The sequence below is a fragment of the Vibrio celticus genome (genome assembly GCF_024347335.1).
GTDB classification, from domain to species: Bacteria; Pseudomonadota; Gammaproteobacteria; order Enterobacterales; family Vibrionaceae; genus Vibrio; species Vibrio celticus.
Window position 1 is genome coordinate 2,414,902 of the sequence record NZ_AP025463.1, and the last position, 18,155, is coordinate 2,433,056.

Genomic DNA, 18,155 nt, shown 5'->3' on the forward strand with positions numbered 1-18,155 from the left:
AGGCAAAATTTTATTCGATTAAGACTTCAACAACTTCGCAATGTGCGCTTTTAGCACATCAATCGCAATACGGTTTTTACCACCACGAGGAACGATGATGTCTGCATGTTGTTTTGAAGGCTCGATAAACTGCATGAACATTGGACGTACTGTTTCTTGGTATTGCTTAAGTACAGTGTCCATTGTGCGACCACGCTCTTCTACATCACGCTTAACACGGCGTAGTAGACAGATGTCTAATGGTGTATCCATAAACACACTTGCGTGCATTAGTTTACGAAGACGCGGGTCTGTTAGAAGCAGAATACCCTCTAAAATGATCACTTTCTTTGGAGTAAGTGTAGTCGTTTCAGAAGTACGTGTGTGCTCTGTGTAGCTGTATTCAGGAACTTCTACGGCGTTGCCACTCATTAGCTGCTGTAGATGTTCACATAAAAGATCATGATCTAGTGCATTTGGGTGATCGTAGTTAGTTTTAACACGCTCTTCCATACTCAAGTGGCTTTGGTCGCTGTAATAGCAATCTTCCGTGATAACACCAATTTGATGGTCGCCTACTTTTTCGCGCAATTCATTATAAATTGTACTAGCAATCAGACTTTTTCCTGAAGCTGAAGCGCCAGCGATACCTACGATGACACATTGATTATTATCAGACATTAATTTTGCACCCGATATGGTTTGGTGGTGGGAAGAGATAAACCGCCTGATTATAGGGGCTAAAGCACATAGATTCTAGTCGCCATTTTAGCTAATTGCAGTCAAATTGATGATATCAATGCATTTAATGAATGCAATCGTTTGCTTTCAAATAACTTGCCTACAACTATTTGCACAACCCCAATGGCGATCAGCCTAAATCCAACCGCTATTTATCTAATCCAACATGATTAACACAACTTTTTGATTATCTTTCGCTATTCAACCAAAGAAAAGTTAATCGCTTCTGGTCTCGCCTTGCCGGTCCAGAACATCTTCGCAGCCACATTCTCTGCAAGCTCTAAGTAGTGACGTGTATGTTCACTATCTGGACGACGAATCACCGTAGGGCAACCTGCGTCGATGTCTTCTCGCACACCAATATGAAGAGGGATCTGTGCCAAAATATCGAGGTAAAATTCTTCTGACATCGCTTCTGCACCACCAGCACCAAAGATATGCTCTTTCTCACCACAGTGACTACAAATATGATAGCTCATGTTTTCAACTAAGCCTGCCACTGGCACGCTTACCTTATCAAACATTGCGACACCTTTACGCGCATCCGCTAATGCCAAATCTTGAGGAGTGGTCACCACTACTGCGCCCGTCACCGGGATCTGTTGCGACAACGTCAACTGAATATCACCCGTGCCCGGTGGCATGTCGATCACAAGGTAATCCAACTCTGGCCATACTGTTTCATTAACAAGCTGCCCCAAAGCCTTCGCTGCCATAGGGCCACGCCAGATTGCCGCATCATCTTTCGAAACAAGATAGCCAATTGAGTGGGTAAAAATGCCATGTGCCTCGATGGGCATCATCCATTTGTTGTTCTGTACTTCTGGTTTCGCGTCTAGTTGGCCGAGCATCATAGGCACTGATGGGCCGTAGATATCCGCATCCAACAAACCCACTTTTGAACCTGACTTAGATAGCGCGAGCGCAAGGTTTACTGAAGTCGTTGATTTACCCACCCCACCCTTTGCCGACGTCACGGCAATAATATTCTTAACACCCTTCAATGGCGTCGCCACTGTGGTTTCCAGCGCAGACGGTTTCACTTTTACTTCAAACTGAAAAGCGCTAACAAGCTGTTGTTCAATCTGAGAGTGAATCCACTGTTCCAATTCAACCGCAAGCTGATTAGCGGCAAAAGGTAAGGTGATAACAAATGATCCACGCGGATCAACCGATACAATATTTTGGTGTAGCGCCCACTCTGGGATGAGGATTGGTGACTCGAACTCATTCAACCATGAACAGAAATCTTGCTTAGAAGTAAAGTTACGCATTGGGGCTCCTTTTTTTATTTATGCTATCACCCACGAGATAAAGACTGAACCCCTAAAAAACTAGGGGAATCCTTTGTCTGATACCTTGGCGTATCACACGTTATAAAGTAGTATTACCTCTCAAAATTTATACCTATCAAAAAAGCGAATTATTAAGTATGGCAACTGATCCAAGACAACTTTTGGTAACTTGTGCGCTTCCGTACGCTAACGGCTCTATTCACCTTGGTCATATGCTTGAGCATATCCAAGCTGATATCTGGGTTCGATACCAGCGTCTACGTGGCAACACTGTAAACTTCATCTGTGCTGACGATGCTCACGGCACGCCAATTATGCTTAAAGCTCAACAGATGGGTATCACACCAGAAGAGATGATCGCTGCTGTTAGTGAAGAGCACCAAAAAGACTTCGCTGGCTTTGATATCAGCTTTGATAACTACCACAGCACACACAGCGAAGAGAACCGTGAACTGGCTTCTCACATCTACCTAGAACTTAAAAAGAACGGCTTCATTTCTAGCCGTACTATTTCTCAGCTTTTCGACCCTGAGAAAGAGATGTTTCTACCAGACCGCTTCGTAAAAGGTACTTGCCCTAAGTGTAAATCAGAAGACCAGTATGGTGATAACTGTGATAACTGTGGTGAGACATATAGCCCAACTGAACTGATTAACCCTAAATCAGCGGTTTCTGGCGCAACTCCAGTAATGAAAGACTCTGAGCACTTCTTCTTCGACCTACCTCAGTTCGAAAGTATGCTTAAAGAATGGACTCGTTCTGGCTCTCTACAGAATGAAACTGCAAACAAAATGCAGGAATGGTTTGAGTCTGGTCTGCAACAGTGGGATATCTCACGTGATGCACCTTACTTTGGCTTTGAAATCCCAGGCGAAAAAGACAAGTTCTTCTACGTATGGCTAGACGCACCTGTTGGCTACATGGCTTCTTTCAAGAACCTATGTGACAAACGTGACGATCTAAACTTCGATGAATACTGGAAGAAAGACAGCACAACTGAGCTTTACCACTTCATCGGTAAAGACATCGTTTACTTCCACAGCCTATTCTGGCCAGCAATGCTAGACGGCGCAGGTTTCCGTAAGCCAAACAACGTATTCGTACACGGCTACGTAACAGTGAACGGTGCGAAGATGTCTAAGTCGAAAGGCACATTCATCAAAGCAAGCACGTACCTAAACCACTTAGACCCTGAGTGTCTACGTTACTACTACGCTGCGAAACTAAACAGCCGCATCGATGACTTAGATCTTAACCTTGAAGACTTCACTCAACGTGTAAACGCTGACGTAGTAAACAAGATTGTTAACCTAGCTTCTCGTAACGCTGGCTTCATTACTAAGCGTTTTGAAGGCAAGCTAGCTGCTGAATTTGCAGAGCCTGAGCTATACAACGAATTCGTTGCTGCTGCTGAGCGTATCGGTGAGCTATACGAAACTCGTGAATTCAGCCGTGCTATCCGTGAAATCACTGCACTAGCGGATAAAGCTAACCAGTACATCGACGAAAAAGCACCTTGGGTTCTTGCAAAAGAAGAAGGCAAAGAAGCTGAGCTTCAACAAGTTTCTTCTGTAGGTATTAACCTATTCCGCATACTGATGGCTTACCTGAAACCAGTGATGCCAGAGCTTGCCGCTCGCACTGAAGCTTTCCTAAACGAAGAGCTAACGTGGGAAGCGATTGCTACTCCGCTAACTGATCACGAGATCACTAAGTTCAAAGCGCTATTCAACCGTATTGACCCTAAGAAAGTGGAAGCCATGGTTGAGTCTTCTAAAGAAGATGCAGCCGCTGAAGCAGCAGCGAAAGAAAAAGCAGAAGCTGAAAAAGAACAAGCAAGCCAAACTGAGCTAGACAAAGAGCCAATCGCAGACGAGATTGAGTTCGATGCCTTTGCTGCAGTAGACATGCGTATTGCTCGTATCATCTCTTGTGAAGAAGTACCAAAAGCGAACAAACTACTGAAGTTCCAACTGGACATCGGTGGTGAGACTCGCCAAGTATTCTCTGGTATCAAATCAGCATACAAACCTGAAGAGCTAGAAGGCAAGCTAACTGTAATGGTAGCAAACCTAAAACCTCGTAAGATGAAGTTTGGTATGTCTGAAGGCATGATCCTAGCAGCGGGTCCTGGCGGCAGCGACCTATGGATCCTTGAGCCACACGAAGGTGCTCAACCTGGTATGCGTGTAATGTAATTCTAGCTCCTGTCAGATAACAAGCACTCATCACTAAATCCCTAATGCATTTTGACTTGAAAGAGTGAATCAGCATTGGGGATTTTTTATATCTACCGAAAATTAGCGTTCTCTGTTAGAGTCGCCGTCAACTATGCTATGTAGAGTAGAAATTGGTTCGTCGAAAAAAATAGGCGAAACCAGCACCTCTTTACTCTAAAACCCTTTTTAGGAATTCCCAGTGACTAACAACGAAATCTTGCGTCGTATTCAACACGCACTAAACCTTAAAAATGCACAAATCATCAAAGCTATCGAACAAGCTGATGTGACCGTTGCTCATGACCAAGTGATAAACTGGCTAAAAGACGACAACGACAAGTCATGCTCTAAGATGAAAGATAAAGAGTTAGCGGTATTCCTAAATGGTTTCATCAACTTTAAGCGTGGCAAAAAAGAAGGCGAGCAACCTAAACCTGAAGTTGCACTTACCAACAACATGATCTTCATGAAGCTTCGTATCGCATTAAACATGAAAGCAGAAGATGTTTTGGACGTACTAGAAGTGGTTGGCATTAGCTTGAGCAAGTACGAAATCGGCGCTTACTTCCGCAAGCCAGAAAACAAAAACTACAAAGTGTGTGAAGACCAACTACTTTGCGATTTTCTAAACGGTGTGCAATTTACCAACCGTCCAGACTCAGAAGAGTTTGCGGGGTAAGTTACTATCCTAGATAAATTTTAAGTCGCTACACATAGATAAATTACTCGTCATAGGTAAGTAACTGACTCACGGATAATTTTCTAGCAACGACAGATAAATAAAAAGCGGCGAGATAATTGACTTATCTCGCCGCTTTTTCGTTTTCTTTACGTCACCGACTAAACAGGAACAACACTAGAAACCTATGGCTTAGCTGTCGTCTTCAGTGAAGTTCGTTGGTAATGTCGTTTTCATTTCATTCCAAACTTGTGCACTTGCGATGCCGTAGTTACGAATCACTAATGGCAAGTTTTCACGTTGGCCGCTCTCGCAGATAATGAACAACTCTTTATAGAAGTCCATCGCCAAGCGTCGAGCTTCTGGGTTAGAGAAGTAGTAACTGCCAATTCGGTCATACAATTTACGCACACCATTAAAAATCAGGCCATAGATTTGGTTGCCTGAATGGAATGCCAGGCGTTGGAAAAGCATGTAGTCATAAAAGTTAAAAGTCTTCGCGATTAGTATCGTCTGACGTTTCGCTTCATCTTTTTCTACATCTTCTTTCACTGATTGTTTGATCTTATCAGCATAAGGTGAAGACTCTAAAAACTCGTCCCACGTTGGTGCCGCAAGTAGCGCTTCGCAAGATTCAATCACATTACTGATCGTACGCTCTGAAGCTTCTTTATTTGATTTGAATGCGTAACGCATAAAGATAGGGCTGATATTCGTTCGAGCAGCAAGCAAGTCTTCTACCATCTTACTTGCATTATCCACGTCCAACGTCATCAATGTATCGAGAATATGAAGACCTGAGGTTTCCATAAACTGATTAACTTTCGTTGGCTTGCCATGTTGGATTGTCAACCAACCATCACGTGCAAGACGCTGAAGTACTTCACGAAGCGTAGTCCGTGTAACGCCAATCAGCTCGGAAAGCTCACGCTCTGCTGGCAAGATAGAACCTGGAGGGAAACGGCCATTCCAAATACTTTCAATAATATACTTCTCTGCAAATCCTGCCGGGCTCTTCGCCTTAATGACCATCTACACTTCAATCCAATTTAATTATTCTGTTTTAATTTACTCATCATACCACTAGTCACACCTAGCGGAAACACCCTCAAAAGTTTTACTCCCCCAAAACACGAGTAGAGTTAAAACTCTAAAGTTCAGCACACGTTTGCAACTTAGCTTTAGAAAGCAAGCAACTACAAACCACCATTTCAACAAATTATTAACACAACAAATTTCCTTTTAAATCAATGATGTTGGTCATATTTTTAAAACCACTAAATTGCAATGTTAAGTTGTAATAATCATATATAAACCGCTTCTATCATGTAAATTTCAATCATTTCGCTCAAATATTGATTCTAGTCGGTTTTTATCACATTTTAAGTGGTATGCTTGCGCTACTTTGATCGCGTTTCTCGATAAAAAAGGGGTATTTTTAGTGCAGCAGGGCTTTTCCTGTTGACTAAATGTTATCTAAGAGTAGAGTTGCGCTCAAAAATTAGCAGTGCTTGAGTTTCTAAGGGAGTGACTTGGCAAGACCACAGAACATTACATGGAATGTAGTTTTTCTAAGTCACTGTTAGTTATGTGTTTTAACAAATACATAACTCGATTCTCAAATGTTGTATTGCTTGTCTATTCATAATCAACATAAAAGAGTATTAACATGCCGATGTCTCTCGGAAACGCTTTTATCAAGAACTTCCTTGGTAAGGCTCCTGATTGGTATAAACTTGCCATCATTTCCTTTTTAATCATCAACCCGTTTGTTTTCTTCCTAGTTGACCCATTTGTTGCGGGCTGGCTATTGGTGGTTGAGTTTATTTTCACGCTAGCTATGGCGCTAAAATGCTACCCTCTTCAACCTGGTGGTTTATTAGCAATTCAAGCCATCGCCATTGGTATGACCAAGCCTGAAATGGTTTATCACGAGCTACAAGCAAACCTTCCTGTATTACTCTTATTGGTGTTCATGGTTGCTGGTATCTACTTCATGAAAGAACTGCTTCTGTTCATTTTCACGAAGATACTGCTCGGCATCCAGTCCAAAGTTTTACTCTCTATTGCGTTTTGTGTTGCCGCTGCTTTCTTGTCTGCCTTCCTAGATGCACTGACAGTAATCGCGGTCGTTATTAGCGTTGCAGTTGGCTTCTACTCTATCTACCACAAAGTAGCATCAGGTAAAGGCACAACGTCTGCGCACGATCATACTCATGATGAAGAGATCTCCGAACTAACACGTGATGATTTAGAAAACTACCGCGCTTTCTTACGTTCACTGCTTATGCACGCTGGTGTTGGTACCGCGTTAGGTGGTGTAATGACTATGGTAGGCGAACCGCAAAACCTAGTAATTGCTAAACAAGCAGGTTGGGAATTCGGTGAGTTTATTATCCGTATGCTACCAGTAACACTGCCTGTATTCGTCTGCGGTATTCTAACTTGTGCGCTTGTAGAGAAATTCAAAGTGTTCGGCTACGGTGCAAAATTGCCAAATAACGTTCGCCAAATCTTAGTTGAGTTCGACAACAAAGAACGAGCAAATCGTACCAAGCAAGACGTTGCAAAACTATGGGTTCAAGGTGCAATCGCAGTTTGGCTTATTGTAGGCTTGGCGCTTCACGTCGCTGAAGTGGGTTTGATCGGTCTTTCAGTTATTATTTTAGCAACGGCATTTACTGGCGTTATCGAAGAGCATTCAATGGGTAAAGCCTTTGAAGAAGCGCTACCATTTACAGCACTTCTGGCTGTCTTCTTCGCTGTAGTTGCGGTAATCATCGACCAATCACTATTTAAGCCAGTGATCGATGCAGTACTTCACGTTGAAGATAAAGGCGCACAGTTAGCCCTCTTCTATGTAGCCAACGGTATCTTATCGATGGTTTCGGATAACGTGTTCGTAGGTACGGTTTACATCAACGAAGTGAAAACTGCTTTGGTTGAAGGCATCATAACTCGTGACCAATTTGACTTACTTGCTGTTGCTATCAACACAGGTACTAACTTACCTTCGGTTGCTACACCAAACGGCCAAGCTGCATTCCTATTCCTATTAACATCAGCACTTGCTCCGTTAATTCGACTGTCTTATGGCCGCATGGTCATCATGGCTCTGCCATATACTATCGTGTTGGCACTGGTTGGCCTTGCCGGTATTGTGTTCTTCGTTGAACCAATGACAGCATGGTTTTATGATGCAGGTTGGATTATTCACCGAACTGGTGAAGTCATTGCTCCAGTTATCTCTGGCGGTCACTAAGCTAAACACTGTGTCAAAAACCACAACAAGTATAACTAACTAATCAAAAATATTAGTTGATTAGGAAACTTATCCAAGATAAAAAGCTCTGAGTATTCAGGGCTTTTTTATTTTATAGACAGGATTAAATTCGTGAATTTTTTTATAATGCTCAAAGACTTCTCTAAGGGACGTTTATCTTGGCTTTTATTGCTGGCTTTTATTGTATTTTTTGAAGCATGCGCTCTCTTCTTTCAGCATGTGATGATGCTTGGCCCTTGTGTAATGTGTATCTATGAGCGCGTTGCTATGCTTGCTATCGGCGTCGCGGCAATCATTGGCGCTGTTGCTCCTAATAACCCAGTATCACGCTGGCTAGGCCTTGCTGGTTGGGGATTTGGTGCTTATAAAGGTTTAATGCTTGCGTTAGAGCACGTTGACTACCAGTTTAATCCGTCTCCTTTCGCTACCTGTGATTTATTCGTAACCTTCCCTAGTTGGGCACCATTAAACCAATGGGCCCCGTGGATGTTCGAAGCTTACGGCGACTGCAGTAAAGTCGTTTGGCAACTCTTAGACCTGTCGATGCCTCAATGGCTAGTGATTATCTTTGCCGGTAACTTAATTGCTTGTGGTTTTGTTATCATTTCTCAATTTTTCAAATCGAAAAACGACTAATACAGACCTTTAAAATAGAACAAAAAAGTCGACTACAAGGTCGACTTTTTTATCGCTTAAGCTTTTCATCACTTAAAGGAAGTTAACTACTCACTCAAGCTGAGTTACTCAACAAGCCGTGATTAGCTGTTTTTGCCACAGCACTGCTTAAACTTTTTGCCACTTTCACATGGGCAAGGGTCGTTACGACCAATACCTTTGAATGGGTTCACGCTCTGCGATTTATTGCCTAACATAGCTTCATCAGCCGCCAATGCCACCTCTGAAATCATTAGATCAACCTGCCCCACTAAATCTTGAAGTGATGGTGGGTTTTCAAGCCCAGCCGCAATCATTTGCTGCTGAGTTTGTTCTTCATCAATCGCTAACATGAGAGTTGTTAGGAGCGCTTGTAACATACGCAGAGTGCCATCAGCCATCGTCACTGTTTGCCATTGCTCTTCCACAGTAGGCCAAACCATCATAAAACCTTCAGCGAAATCGGCGAACTGCTCATTAAAATCGCCATCAGCCAACACATCAGTCAGTAAATATTCATTACGCTGAATTAGATTATGTTGACGGTTAATTTGCTCAGTCACCATTGAAACCAATTCTTTGCCAGCTTCAGGAGCAATGACAGCCAGCCACGCTTCTGGATCTAATGGCTTAGTCGCAAGGTTAGAAGCAAGAATTGCCCCTTCGATAAATTGAGGAGTAATGTCAGTCGTAGATTCAGGTAAGTTTAATAATTGATATGTCATGAAAGCTCTATTTATTAGATCATTTATCCCATTATAACGTTATCAGGCTTAACCTGTCGCTATTAACCGCTGAAGCCGTTATGCCGACACCTACTACACGCATAGTGACATCTCTATGATCAAACCGTACAATCACGCCTCTTAATTTTCGATACACTCAGTTTCGGTAGAGCAATATGCGAGTAATACTTGGCCCTATGGAGGGCGTTCTAGATCACCTAATGCGTGAAATTCTTACAGAGATCAATGATTACGATCTCTGTGTCACAGAATTTGTGCGTATCGTTGATCAACTTCTTCCCCCGCATGTTTTCCACCGTATTTGTCCAGAATTACTTCAGGGCTCTCAAACCATGTCTGGTGTGCCTGTCCATGTTCAGCTACTGGGTCAACATCCTAAATGGATGGCAGAGAATGCTATTCAAGCAGCAAATCTTGGCGCGAAAGGGATCGATCTAAACTTCGGTTGTCCAGCCAAAGCGGTAAACAAAAGTAATGGTGGGGCTTCATTGCTCAAAGAGCCAGAACTTATTTACCAAGTAGTAAAAGCATGCAGAGAAGCAGTGCCTGAGCATATTCCCGTTTCAGCTAAAATTCGCTTGGGTTGGGAGCACCCGGATGAGTGCTTTGAGATTGTCGACGCTATCGAACAAGCGAAAGCGGATGAACTGACTGTACATGCTCGTACCAAAGTTGGCGGCTACAAAGCCAGCGAAATCAAATGGGATTACATCAATCAAATAAGAGAGCGGACCTCTTTACCGTTGATTGCGAATGGAGAAATTTGGAACTATCAAGATGGTCAAGATTGCATAGAAGCAACAGGCGTCGATTCATTGATGGTCTGCCGTGGTGCTTTCAATATTCCAAACCTTGGCAACGTCGTTAAGCACAACCACCAAAAAATGCCGTGGGATAAAGTCATTGAACTTTTGCTGCGCTATTCAGAGTTTCAAATCAAAGGGGACAAAGGCATGTACTACCCCAATAGAGTGAAGCAGTGGTTTGTTTATCTAAGTAAAGGCTACCCTGAAGCAAACGAACTGTTTAAAGAAATTCGTACTTTCAAGAAGGCGCCGCCGATTGTAGAACGCCTTCAGCGTTATCAAGAAGAACGCCGCCAACCTGTTTAAGATTATGTTTAGGGTTAACCCCTAACGATACAAACGTGTTTACGGGTGCAAATAAGCTTCGCTTGGTAGACACGTTGGCTCTTCCCTCTTTCATTTTCATACAAAGCATCGATTCAATAACGTGGTTAAAATTTAAGACGGTCTTTGCCCGTCGTCTTAGCCACGTACAGCTTTTCATCGGCGTACTTAAATATCTCATCGAAGTTAAGTTTACTTTGCTCAGTTTCAACAATGCAGACACCGCCAGACACCGTAAACCCATTTGGAATAATGTCGGCTGAAGTGGTACAAATCGCATTCTTCACGCGCTCTAATGTTCTCATCAGAGTTTCACAATCTTCGCCTTTCATGTAAACGACAAACTCTTCACCGCCAAACCGTGCTGCAACGTCACTGCTTCGAATACTGTTGCTGATCTGACGCGACATATAACGGATCACATCGTCACCCTTATCGTGGCCGTAGGTGTCGTTAATTGACTTGAAATCATCGATATCGAAGACGGTTAAAGCAAACAGTTGATCGTGCTCTACGCTGCGCCAGAACGCTTCTAAGCCACGACGATTCAATAACCCTGTCATAGGGTCTTTGGCTGCGAGATCTTTGAAGTAGCCACGTTCAATATTGGAATTAACGTAGAAAAAGATAGTTACAGAGAACAGATACACAATGATGGCAACAATAAGGCTGTCTTTCTCATAGACGAAAAAGTGCTCAACCTCTTTCGCGATGTCTAATTCGTAATACATCGCATGGTGAGACGAGACACCATCCAGTTTGATCTCGTGATAAAAAGCCGCAGAATCTACCGGAGTCGCTAAAGTGGTATCAATGATATCGATCCGACCTGCAAGATGCTCATTCGAGTTTGCGAGCAGCTTGTCAGCATTAATATCCACCGACAGCATCCCTTGGTGAACACCTTTATGGAATACAGGGATCGTCATACTGATTATACGGTCAAGGGAATCAAAACGATAACCAGGGCCTGTTAGTGTTAATTGTTCTGGATTGTTGGCTGTTTTTTGCCAATAGGGACGACTTTTTATGGTCGAAAGCAATTCCTTGCTCAGTTTCTTAGCAAAGCCTTCAGGCGACGAGATCACATAGCCGCTCGTATCAATAAAGTGCACGCCGGCATGGTATTCATCAAGCTGGGATAAAAATGAAAGAATAGGAGCTAACGCTATTTTTTCTGACGCGCTCTTATAACTATCACTGCTTTCAGAACAAAGAGACTCTTGACCGATTAGCATATAGTCGATATCGACAGAGGGAATGTCTGAGGTTTTACCATCAGCGAGAAGTAACACGTCGATCGGCCAAATTTGGCAAAGGCCATCCACAACTTGTTTGTTGTGATCAAGAAAGAGAGGGTTTCCTGATTTGTAGTAATTTGAGAAGCTGTAATCTAGGGCTGTCACCACTTTTGTGGTTCTTTTGAACACCTCTTCAATACGATGAAACTCACTACTGATATCTTTTTCTACCGCGTCAAAATGATTCTTTCCTATTAGGCCAAGTAACATCGCGGCGATCACAGCGGGAAACCCGAAGACAAAGGTTAGGCTAAAGTGCCTATTTACTCTCATATAATGTGCTCTTAGCGTTCAGCTATTTTCATTTGCCCCATTAATATTATTACATTAATCGGCAATTCGCTCGACGTAAAATAATGTAAATTGATATTAACGACACACCTAACGGTCAAATAACCGCTTACAAATGAATAAAATAGAGAAGCACCAACATAGAGAGCAGGTTAGTTCTGTTATCTGAGCCCATTTCAATGCTGTTAATAATATGACTTATGGCCTATTAGCTCACCTAACACCAAACTCAATTCACCGGCTAATGACCGCACGATCAATCACAGACTGAGGCACTGTCACGCCAAGCTCACGTGCAGCATCTAGGTTGACCACCAGCTGAGAACTCTGCGCAGTTTTGACACTCAACTTCCCGGGCTTCTGTCCGTCCAGAATGGCTGCGACATAATCCGCGGTCTGAACCCCAACATCATAATAATCTAGACCTAAACCAGCAATCGCGCCCTTCCCGACATAAGACGTTGCTCCTGCAACCACAGGTGTACCAGCTTGATTTGCAGCGTCTATCAACCCCTCCATGCCGCTTGCAACCGTGTTATCGGTCAAGGCATAGATAACATCGGACTTCTTAGCAATGGATTCTGCTTTTGCTTCGACATCGTCAACGGTCAGCGCTTTTTCGGTGTGAAGTGTATAACCGAAATCTCGAGTTGCCTTTCTCAATAACCCAACTAACGCAACGGCATTCGCTTCAGCAGGGTTATAAACCACACCGATTGAACTTGCCTTAGGAAGAAGCTCTTTGATCAAAGAGACATGTTGAATGATTGGAGAGAGGTCAGAAAGACCCGTGACATTTCGGCCCGGCTTTTCTAGCTGTTTAACCAGCCTTGCACCAATGGGATCGGTTACCGCTGTAAACACAATCGGTATCGAACGGGTTGCCGAAACCAAAGCTTGTGAAGTCGGTGTCGCGATACCAACAAGTACATGAGGATTTTCACTGACGAGCTCTCTGGCAATCTTGGCAGCCTGAGCCGGGTTACCATTCGCCATTTCATAGGAGAATTCTAAGTTCTTACCGGGTTCATAACCCTTGGCTTTCAATCCTTCAAGAAGCCCTAGACGTGTCGCATTCAAATCTGGATGGTCAACAACTTGTGAAACCGACACTTTGGCAACGTTTGCCATTACATTGCCAGTCCATAGCAACATCAAGCAACTTAAAACCGCTGCCAATACCTTTCTTACAGAACTCATTATCGCTCCCTGAATCAAGCTCTACCCGTCATTACTCGCTCAAAGAGAACAACATCAAAATCACTATTGACATTATTACCAGTAACCATTGATAATTTGAAGTGATATTTAACAAAAATACAACAAGGCTCGAGTTATGTGAGAAAGGTTATATTGACTTCGGAGGAGGGTAAGAAACCAAGTGAATAAGGACAGGTAAGCTAAACGGAAAGTAAGCGGGCTAACAAAGAGAGAAGCAAATCTGAGAACAAGCTATAGAAGATGAATAGTTGCTCTCAGACGAGACGAAGCGCAGGGATTCTTTAGAACCAACGCTCCATTGAGGATTTATCTAACTGACGAAACGCACGATTTAAAATGATTGCCAATTCTTTATAGCGAGGGCGCGGCTTCATAGGCTCTAACGCAAAACCCGTTTCAGTGATCTTTTCATGCAGTTCGCGGTACCACGATACTAGCGCCGGCGGAAGTTGTGTATTTGAGCGATTGCCCAACCACCACATACCTTGAAGCGGCAAGCTGATCGCAAACAAAGCCATAACCACAGCCTGTGGCATCGCTTGGTAATTATTAAAGACCATTTGTGTAAGAACACTAATAGCGGCAATCGCAGGCATCACTTTCACGCCAAAACGGGTCGCTTTAATAATGCGCTGTTCTGGGAAGATCGCGTTTAACTCTTTTCGAACGGGCCAGAGATCCATGTACTTTTGGCCATCTTTTAAACTACTAGCTAAACCAACTCTATTGCTCATATGAGTCTCCCATTAAAAAAAAGTTGAAATCATCAACTAAAAACACAAAAATTTGACGAAAAATAATATTCTTTCAAATTTTTTTGTTATATTTGCACAATATCGCTATTATTTGCAGACCTCAATCTCATTGTTGCCCTTATTTACAATTTAAGCAACTTTGAGAAGACTTCTGCAAGGAATGCACAAGCCTCTTTTTGATAAAGAGCGCTTTCACTTTATACGGAAATTAACTTTTTTTTGACCAAGGTTAGTACGCAAGCCTATGTGCTTCGACTATTCTTGAGATTAATTTTCATCCTTAACTGATTTCGATCAGAAAAATAAACAGGTAGTCATTAATGTCTAAGCTAGTTTTAGTTTTAAACTGTGGTAGTTCTTCTCTTAAATTCGCTGTTGTTGATGCAGAAACAGGTGCAGAGCACCTAACTGGTCTTGCTGAGTGTCTAGGTCTTCCAGAAGCTCGTATGAAGTGGAAACTTGATGGCAAGCATGAAGCACAACTAGGCGCGGGCGCAGCTCACGTAGAAGCACTATCTTTCATGGTAGAAACTATTCTTGCTTCTAAGCCTGAGCTTAAAGCTAACCTTGGCGCTATCGGTCACCGTATCGTACACGGTGGCGAGCAGTTCACTTCTTCTGCACTTATCACTGATGAAGTTCTTAAGGGTATTCAAGACGCTGCGACTTTCGCACCTCTTCACAACCCAGCTCACCTTATCGGTATCGAAGCGGCTCAACAGAACTTCCCAGGCCTTAAAAACGTTGCTGTATTTGACACTGCGTTCCACCAAACAATGCCTTCTGAGTCTTACCTATACGCTCTACCGTACAACCTGTACAAGGAGCACGGCATCCGTCGTTACGGCATGCACGGTACTTCTCACCTATTCATCACTCGTGAAGTTGCAGGCCTACTAAACAAGCCAGTTGAAGAAGTTAACATCATCAACTGTCACCTAGGTAACGGCGCTTCTGTATGTGCTATCAAGAACGGTCAATCTGTAGATACTTCTATGGGTCTTACTCCTCTTGAAGGTCTTGTAATGGGTACTCGTTGTGGTGACCTAGATCCTGCGATCATCTTCCACCTACACGACGCTCTTGGTTACTCTGTTGAAGAAATCAACAACATGCTAACTAAAGAGTCTGGTCTTGCTGGTCTAACTGAAGTGACTTCTGACTGTCGTTTCGTTGAAGACAACTACGGTGAGAAAGAAGAAGCAACTCGTGCAATGGACGTGTTCTGTCACCGTCTAGCTAAGTACGTAGCTGGTTACACTGCAACTCTAGAAGGTCGTCTAGACGCAATCACTTTCACTGGCGGTATCGGCGAGAACTCTGGCCCAATCCGTGAAATGGTTCTTAACCGCCTAGGCATCTTCGGCATCGAAGTTGACGGTGAAGCAAACCTTAAAGCTCGTTTCGGCGGCGAAGGTACTATCACTACAGCTAACAGCCGTATCCCAGCAATGGTTATCTCTACTAACGAAGAGCTAGTAATTGCTGAAGACACTGCGAAACTAGCAGGTCTTTAATTGATTTTCCTGACTAGCTTCACTCGAAGCTAGTCAGTTTTTCATATCAAGAAAATGGGGCTCAACTTCTATTCCTACCCCAATTTAAATATCGGTGGGAATAGCAGTTGAGCTTTTTTTATTTCCAATAGTCAAAGGTGTTCGTCAATGTCACGTACTATTATGCTTATCCCTACAAGCGCTGGTGTTGGTCTTACTAGTGTAAGCATGGGTGTTCTTCGCGCTATGGAGCGTAAGGGCGTAAGTGTTTCTTTCTACAAGCCAATCGCTCAACCTCGCAGCGGTGGTGATCAACCCGATCTAACGTCTACTATTATCAGCGTAAACAGCGACATTAAGATTGGTGAACCAATCGCAATGACTAAAGCTGAAGCTTTGATCGGTAGCGAAAAAATGGACGTACTTCTTGAGTCTGTTGTTGAACAATACAACAAGATCAACAAAGACGCAGAAGTAACGCTAATCGAAGGTCTAGTACCTACTCGTAAGCACCCATTTGCTAACCAAGTAAACGCGGAAATCGCGAAGACACTTGGCGCGGAGATCGTATTCGTTGCGACTCCTGGTACTGACAACCCTACGCAACTTAAAGAGCGTATCGAAGTAGCATGTTCTAACTTCGGCGGTACTAAGAACAAGAACATCAAAGGCGTAATCATTAACAAGCTTAACGCTCCTGTTGATGAAGCTGGCCGTACTCGCCCTGACCTATCTGAAATCTTCGACGATGCAGATACAGCTCAGCAAGCGAACCTTGAAGTAATGCAAATCTTCAACTCTAGCCCTATCCGTGTTCTTGGCTGTGTGCCATGGAGCATCGACCTAATCGCAACTCGTGCGGTTGATATGGCTAAGCACTTTAACGCTGAAATCATCAACGAAGGTGAAATCGCGACTCGTCGTATTAAGAGCATCACTTTCTGTGCACGTTCTCTACCGCACATGATTGAGCACTTTAAACCAGGCTCACTGCTAGTAACCTCTGCAGACCGTCCTGACGTTATCGTTGCTGCGGCTCTTGCTGCGAAAAACGGTGTTGAGATTGGCGCAATCCTACTGACTGGCGGTTACGACATCCCAGAAAGCATTGCTAACCTTTGTGCACCAGCATTCGCTTCAGGTCTACCGATCTTCAAAGCACAAGGTAACACTTGGCAGACATCTCTAAACCTACAGAGCTTCAACCTAGAAGTTCCTGCAGACGATAAAGAGCGTATCGAGTTCGTTAACGATCACGTTGCAAGCCACATTGATGGCCCTTGGATTGATTCTCTATCTGAAGGTACTCAAGGCATCCGTCGTCTAAGCCCACCAGCATTCCGTTACCAGCTAACTGAATTTGCTCGTAAAGCGGCTAAGCGCATCGTTCTTCCTGAAGGTGATGAGCCACGTACAGTTAAAGCTGCGGCTATCTGTGCTGAGCGCGGTATCGCAACGTGTGTACTTCTAGGTAACCCTGAAGAAATCCGTCGCGTTGCTGCACAGCAAGGTGTTGAGCTTGGCGCTGGCGTTGAGATCATCGATTCTGCATCAGTTCGCGAAAACTACGTAGCTCGTCTAGTAGAACTTCGTGGCGCTAAAGGTATGACTGAAGTTGTTGCTCGTGAGAAGCTAGAAGATTCAGTATTCCTAGGTACTATGATGCTTGAAGCTGGCGAAGTTGACGGCCTAGTTTCTGGTGCTGTTCACACAACGGCGAACACAATCGTTCCTCCGTTCCAGATCATCAAGACGGCTCCTGATGCTTCTATCGTATCTTCAATTTTCTTCATGCTTCTGCCTGATCAAGTTCTTGTATACGGTGACTGTGCGATCAACCCAGATCCAACAGCTGAACAGCTTGCTGAAATCGCTATCCAATCTGCAGATTCTGCTGCGGCATTCGGTATCGACCCACGCGTTGCTATGATCTCTTACTCTACTGGTGAGTCTGGTAAGGGTGCAGACGTAGATAAAGTACGTGAAGCAACCAAACTTGCTCAAGAGAAACGTCCTGATCTAGTGATCGACGGTCCTCTACAGTACGATGCAGCAATCATGGAAAACGTAGCCGCTTCTAAAGCGCCTAACTCTCCAGTTGCAGGTAAAGCGACAGTATTCGTATTCCCAGATCTAAACACGGGTAACACGACTTACAAAGCTGTACAGCGTTCAGCAGATCTAGTATCTATCGGTCCAATGCTTCAAGGTATGCGCAAGCCAGTAAATGACTTGTCTCGTGGCGCTCTAGTAGACGATATCGTTTACACAGTAGCTCTAACGGCTATCCAAGCAGACCAAGCTGCTCAAGCTGAAGAAAAAGTAATTAACTAATTTTTCTTTAGTAGAAAGCAAAAACCCTAGA

At 43.6% G+C, this 18,155-nt stretch carries 14 protein-coding genes; 7 read left to right on the forward strand and 7 right to left on the reverse strand.

Translation table 11 applies throughout. From position 1 onward, the window contains the following. Positions 1–18 precede the first annotated feature (18 nt). Both udk and apbC read right to left on the reverse strand, forming a co-directional pair. A complete protein-coding gene (gene udk / locus OCV19_RS10830; RefSeq protein ID WP_004734002.1) occupies positions 19–660 on the reverse strand; it encodes a uridine kinase in 642 nt (213 codons plus the stop codon). Positions 661–917: 257 nt separating this feature from the next. Next, positions 918–1,994 (reverse strand): iron-sulfur cluster carrier protein ApbC, encoded by a 1,077-nt coding sequence (gene apbC, locus OCV19_RS10835; RefSeq protein ID WP_065676826.1) that lies wholly within the window; start codon positions 1,992–1,994, stop codon positions 918–920. 158 nt (positions 1,995–2,152) lie between these two features. Between apbC and metG the strand changes: the two genes are divergently transcribed. After that, positions 2,153–4,213, forward strand: a complete 2,061-nt coding sequence (gene metG / locus OCV19_RS10840) for a methionine--tRNA ligase (protein WP_052879003.1) — start codon at positions 2,153–2,155, stop codon at positions 4,211–4,213. A gap of 220 nt (positions 4,214–4,433) precedes the next feature. Beyond that, the gene (locus OCV19_RS10845) at positions 4,434–4,913 is read left to right on the forward strand and encodes a YehS family protein (RefSeq protein WP_065676825.1); all 480 of its coding nucleotides are present in this window, start codon (positions 4,434–4,436) and stop codon (positions 4,911–4,913) included. Between the two features lie 192 nt (positions 4,914–5,105). On the opposite strand, the gene fadR is transcribed toward OCV19_RS10845, so the two are convergent. After that, positions 5,106–5,945 (reverse strand): fatty acid metabolism transcriptional regulator FadR, encoded by an 840-nt coding sequence (gene fadR / locus OCV19_RS10850; protein WP_010437230.1) that lies wholly within the window; start codon positions 5,943–5,945, stop codon positions 5,106–5,108. A 637-nt stretch (positions 5,946–6,582) separates the two neighbouring features. On the opposite strand from fadR, the gene nhaB reads away from it, so the two are divergent. Together nhaB and dsbB are read left to right on the forward strand one after the other, a co-directional pair. Beyond that, entirely contained in the window at positions 6,583–8,175 is a 1,593-nt protein-coding gene (gene nhaB / locus OCV19_RS10855) for a Na(+)/H(+) antiporter NhaB (RefSeq protein ID WP_016767668.1), read from the forward strand. A gap of 147 nt (positions 8,176–8,322) precedes the next feature. Next, the gene (gene dsbB, locus OCV19_RS10860; RefSeq protein WP_016767669.1) at positions 8,323–8,832 is read left to right on the forward strand and encodes a disulfide bond formation protein DsbB; all 510 of its coding nucleotides are present in this window, start codon (positions 8,323–8,325) and stop codon (positions 8,830–8,832) included. Positions 8,833–8,954: 122 nt separating this feature from the next. Here the strand turns inward: dsbB and OCV19_RS10865 are convergent, their stop codons facing one another. Beyond that, positions 8,955–9,575 (reverse strand): YecA/YgfB family protein, encoded by a 621-nt coding sequence (locus tag OCV19_RS10865; RefSeq protein ID WP_010437227.1) that lies wholly within the window; start codon positions 9,573–9,575, stop codon positions 8,955–8,957. A 176-nt stretch (positions 9,576–9,751) separates the two neighbouring features. Between OCV19_RS10865 and dusC the strand changes: the two genes are divergently transcribed. Beyond that, entirely contained in the window at positions 9,752–10,708 is a 957-nt protein-coding gene (gene dusC / locus OCV19_RS10870; protein ID WP_083994333.1) for a tRNA dihydrouridine(16) synthase DusC, read from the forward strand. Between the two features lie 125 nt (positions 10,709–10,833). Here the strand turns inward: dusC and OCV19_RS10875 are convergent, their stop codons facing one another. The 3 genes from OCV19_RS10875 to yfbV all read right to left on the reverse strand — a co-directional run bounded on the left by OCV19_RS10875 (position 10,834) and on the right by yfbV (position 14,273). Continuing rightward, on the reverse strand, positions 10,834–12,300 hold the full coding sequence (locus OCV19_RS10875) for a GGDEF domain-containing protein (RefSeq protein ID WP_065676823.1): 1,467 nt from the start codon (positions 12,298–12,300) through the stop codon (positions 10,834–10,836). Between the two features lie 252 nt (positions 12,301–12,552). Next, positions 12,553–13,518, reverse strand: coding sequence for an ABC transporter substrate-binding protein (locus tag OCV19_RS10880; RefSeq protein ID WP_065676822.1), 966 nt, complete (start codon positions 13,516–13,518; stop codon positions 12,553–12,555). A gap of 302 nt (positions 13,519–13,820) precedes the next feature. Further along, complete coding sequence (gene yfbV, locus OCV19_RS10885) at positions 13,821–14,273, reverse strand: terminus macrodomain insulation protein YfbV (protein WP_017062168.1); 453 nt, start codon at positions 14,271–14,273, stop codon at positions 13,821–13,823. A 341-nt stretch (positions 14,274–14,614) separates the two neighbouring features. On the opposite strand from yfbV, the gene OCV19_RS10890 reads away from it, so the two are divergent. Next, on the forward strand, positions 14,615–15,811 hold the full coding sequence (locus tag OCV19_RS10890; RefSeq protein WP_010437209.1) for an acetate kinase: 1,197 nt from the start codon (positions 14,615–14,617) through the stop codon (positions 15,809–15,811). Positions 15,812–15,958: 147 nt separating this feature from the next. After that, positions 15,959–18,124 (forward strand): phosphate acetyltransferase, encoded by a 2,166-nt coding sequence (pta, locus tag OCV19_RS10895; protein WP_065676821.1) that lies wholly within the window; start codon positions 15,959–15,961, stop codon positions 18,122–18,124. Positions 18,125–18,155 lie beyond the last annotated feature (31 nt).

Bases quoted from the DNA above. Each gene is read 5' to 3' on its own strand.
- udk (WP_004734002.1), bottom strand. From the start codon at position 660: ATGTCTGATAATAATCAATGTGTCATCGTAGGTATCGCTGGCGCTTCA.
- apbC (WP_065676826.1), bottom strand. From the start codon at position 1,994: ATGCGTAACTTTACTTCTAAGCAAGATTTCTGTTCATGGTTGAATGAG.
- metG (WP_052879003.1), top strand. From the start codon at position 2,153: ATGGCAACTGATCCAAGACAACTTTTGGTAACTTGTGCGCTTCCGTAC.
- fadR (WP_010437230.1), bottom strand. From the start codon at position 5,945: ATGGTCATTAAGGCGAAGAGCCCGGCAGGATTTGCAGAGAAGTATATT.
- nhaB (WP_016767668.1), top strand. From the start codon at position 6,583: ATGCCGATGTCTCTCGGAAACGCTTTTATCAAGAACTTCCTTGGTAAG.
- dsbB (WP_016767669.1), top strand. From the start codon at position 8,323: ATGCTCAAAGACTTCTCTAAGGGACGTTTATCTTGGCTTTTATTGCTG.
- OCV19_RS10865 (WP_010437227.1), bottom strand. From the start codon at position 9,575: ATGACATATCAATTATTAAACTTACCTGAATCTACGACTGACATTACT.
- dusC (WP_083994333.1), top strand. From the start codon at position 9,752: ATGCGAGTAATACTTGGCCCTATGGAGGGCGTTCTAGATCACCTAATG.
- OCV19_RS10875 (WP_065676823.1), bottom strand. From the start codon at position 12,300: ATGAGAGTAAATAGGCACTTTAGCCTAACCTTTGTCTTCGGGTTTCCC.
- OCV19_RS10880 (WP_065676822.1), bottom strand. From the start codon at position 13,518: ATGAGTTCTGTAAGAAAGGTATTGGCAGCGGTTTTAAGTTGCTTGATG.
- yfbV (WP_017062168.1), bottom strand. From the start codon at position 14,273: ATGAGCAATAGAGTTGGTTTAGCTAGTAGTTTAAAAGATGGCCAAAAG.
- OCV19_RS10890 (WP_010437209.1), top strand. From the start codon at position 14,615: ATGTCTAAGCTAGTTTTAGTTTTAAACTGTGGTAGTTCTTCTCTTAAA.
- pta (WP_065676821.1), top strand. From the start codon at position 15,959: ATGTCACGTACTATTATGCTTATCCCTACAAGCGCTGGTGTTGGTCTT.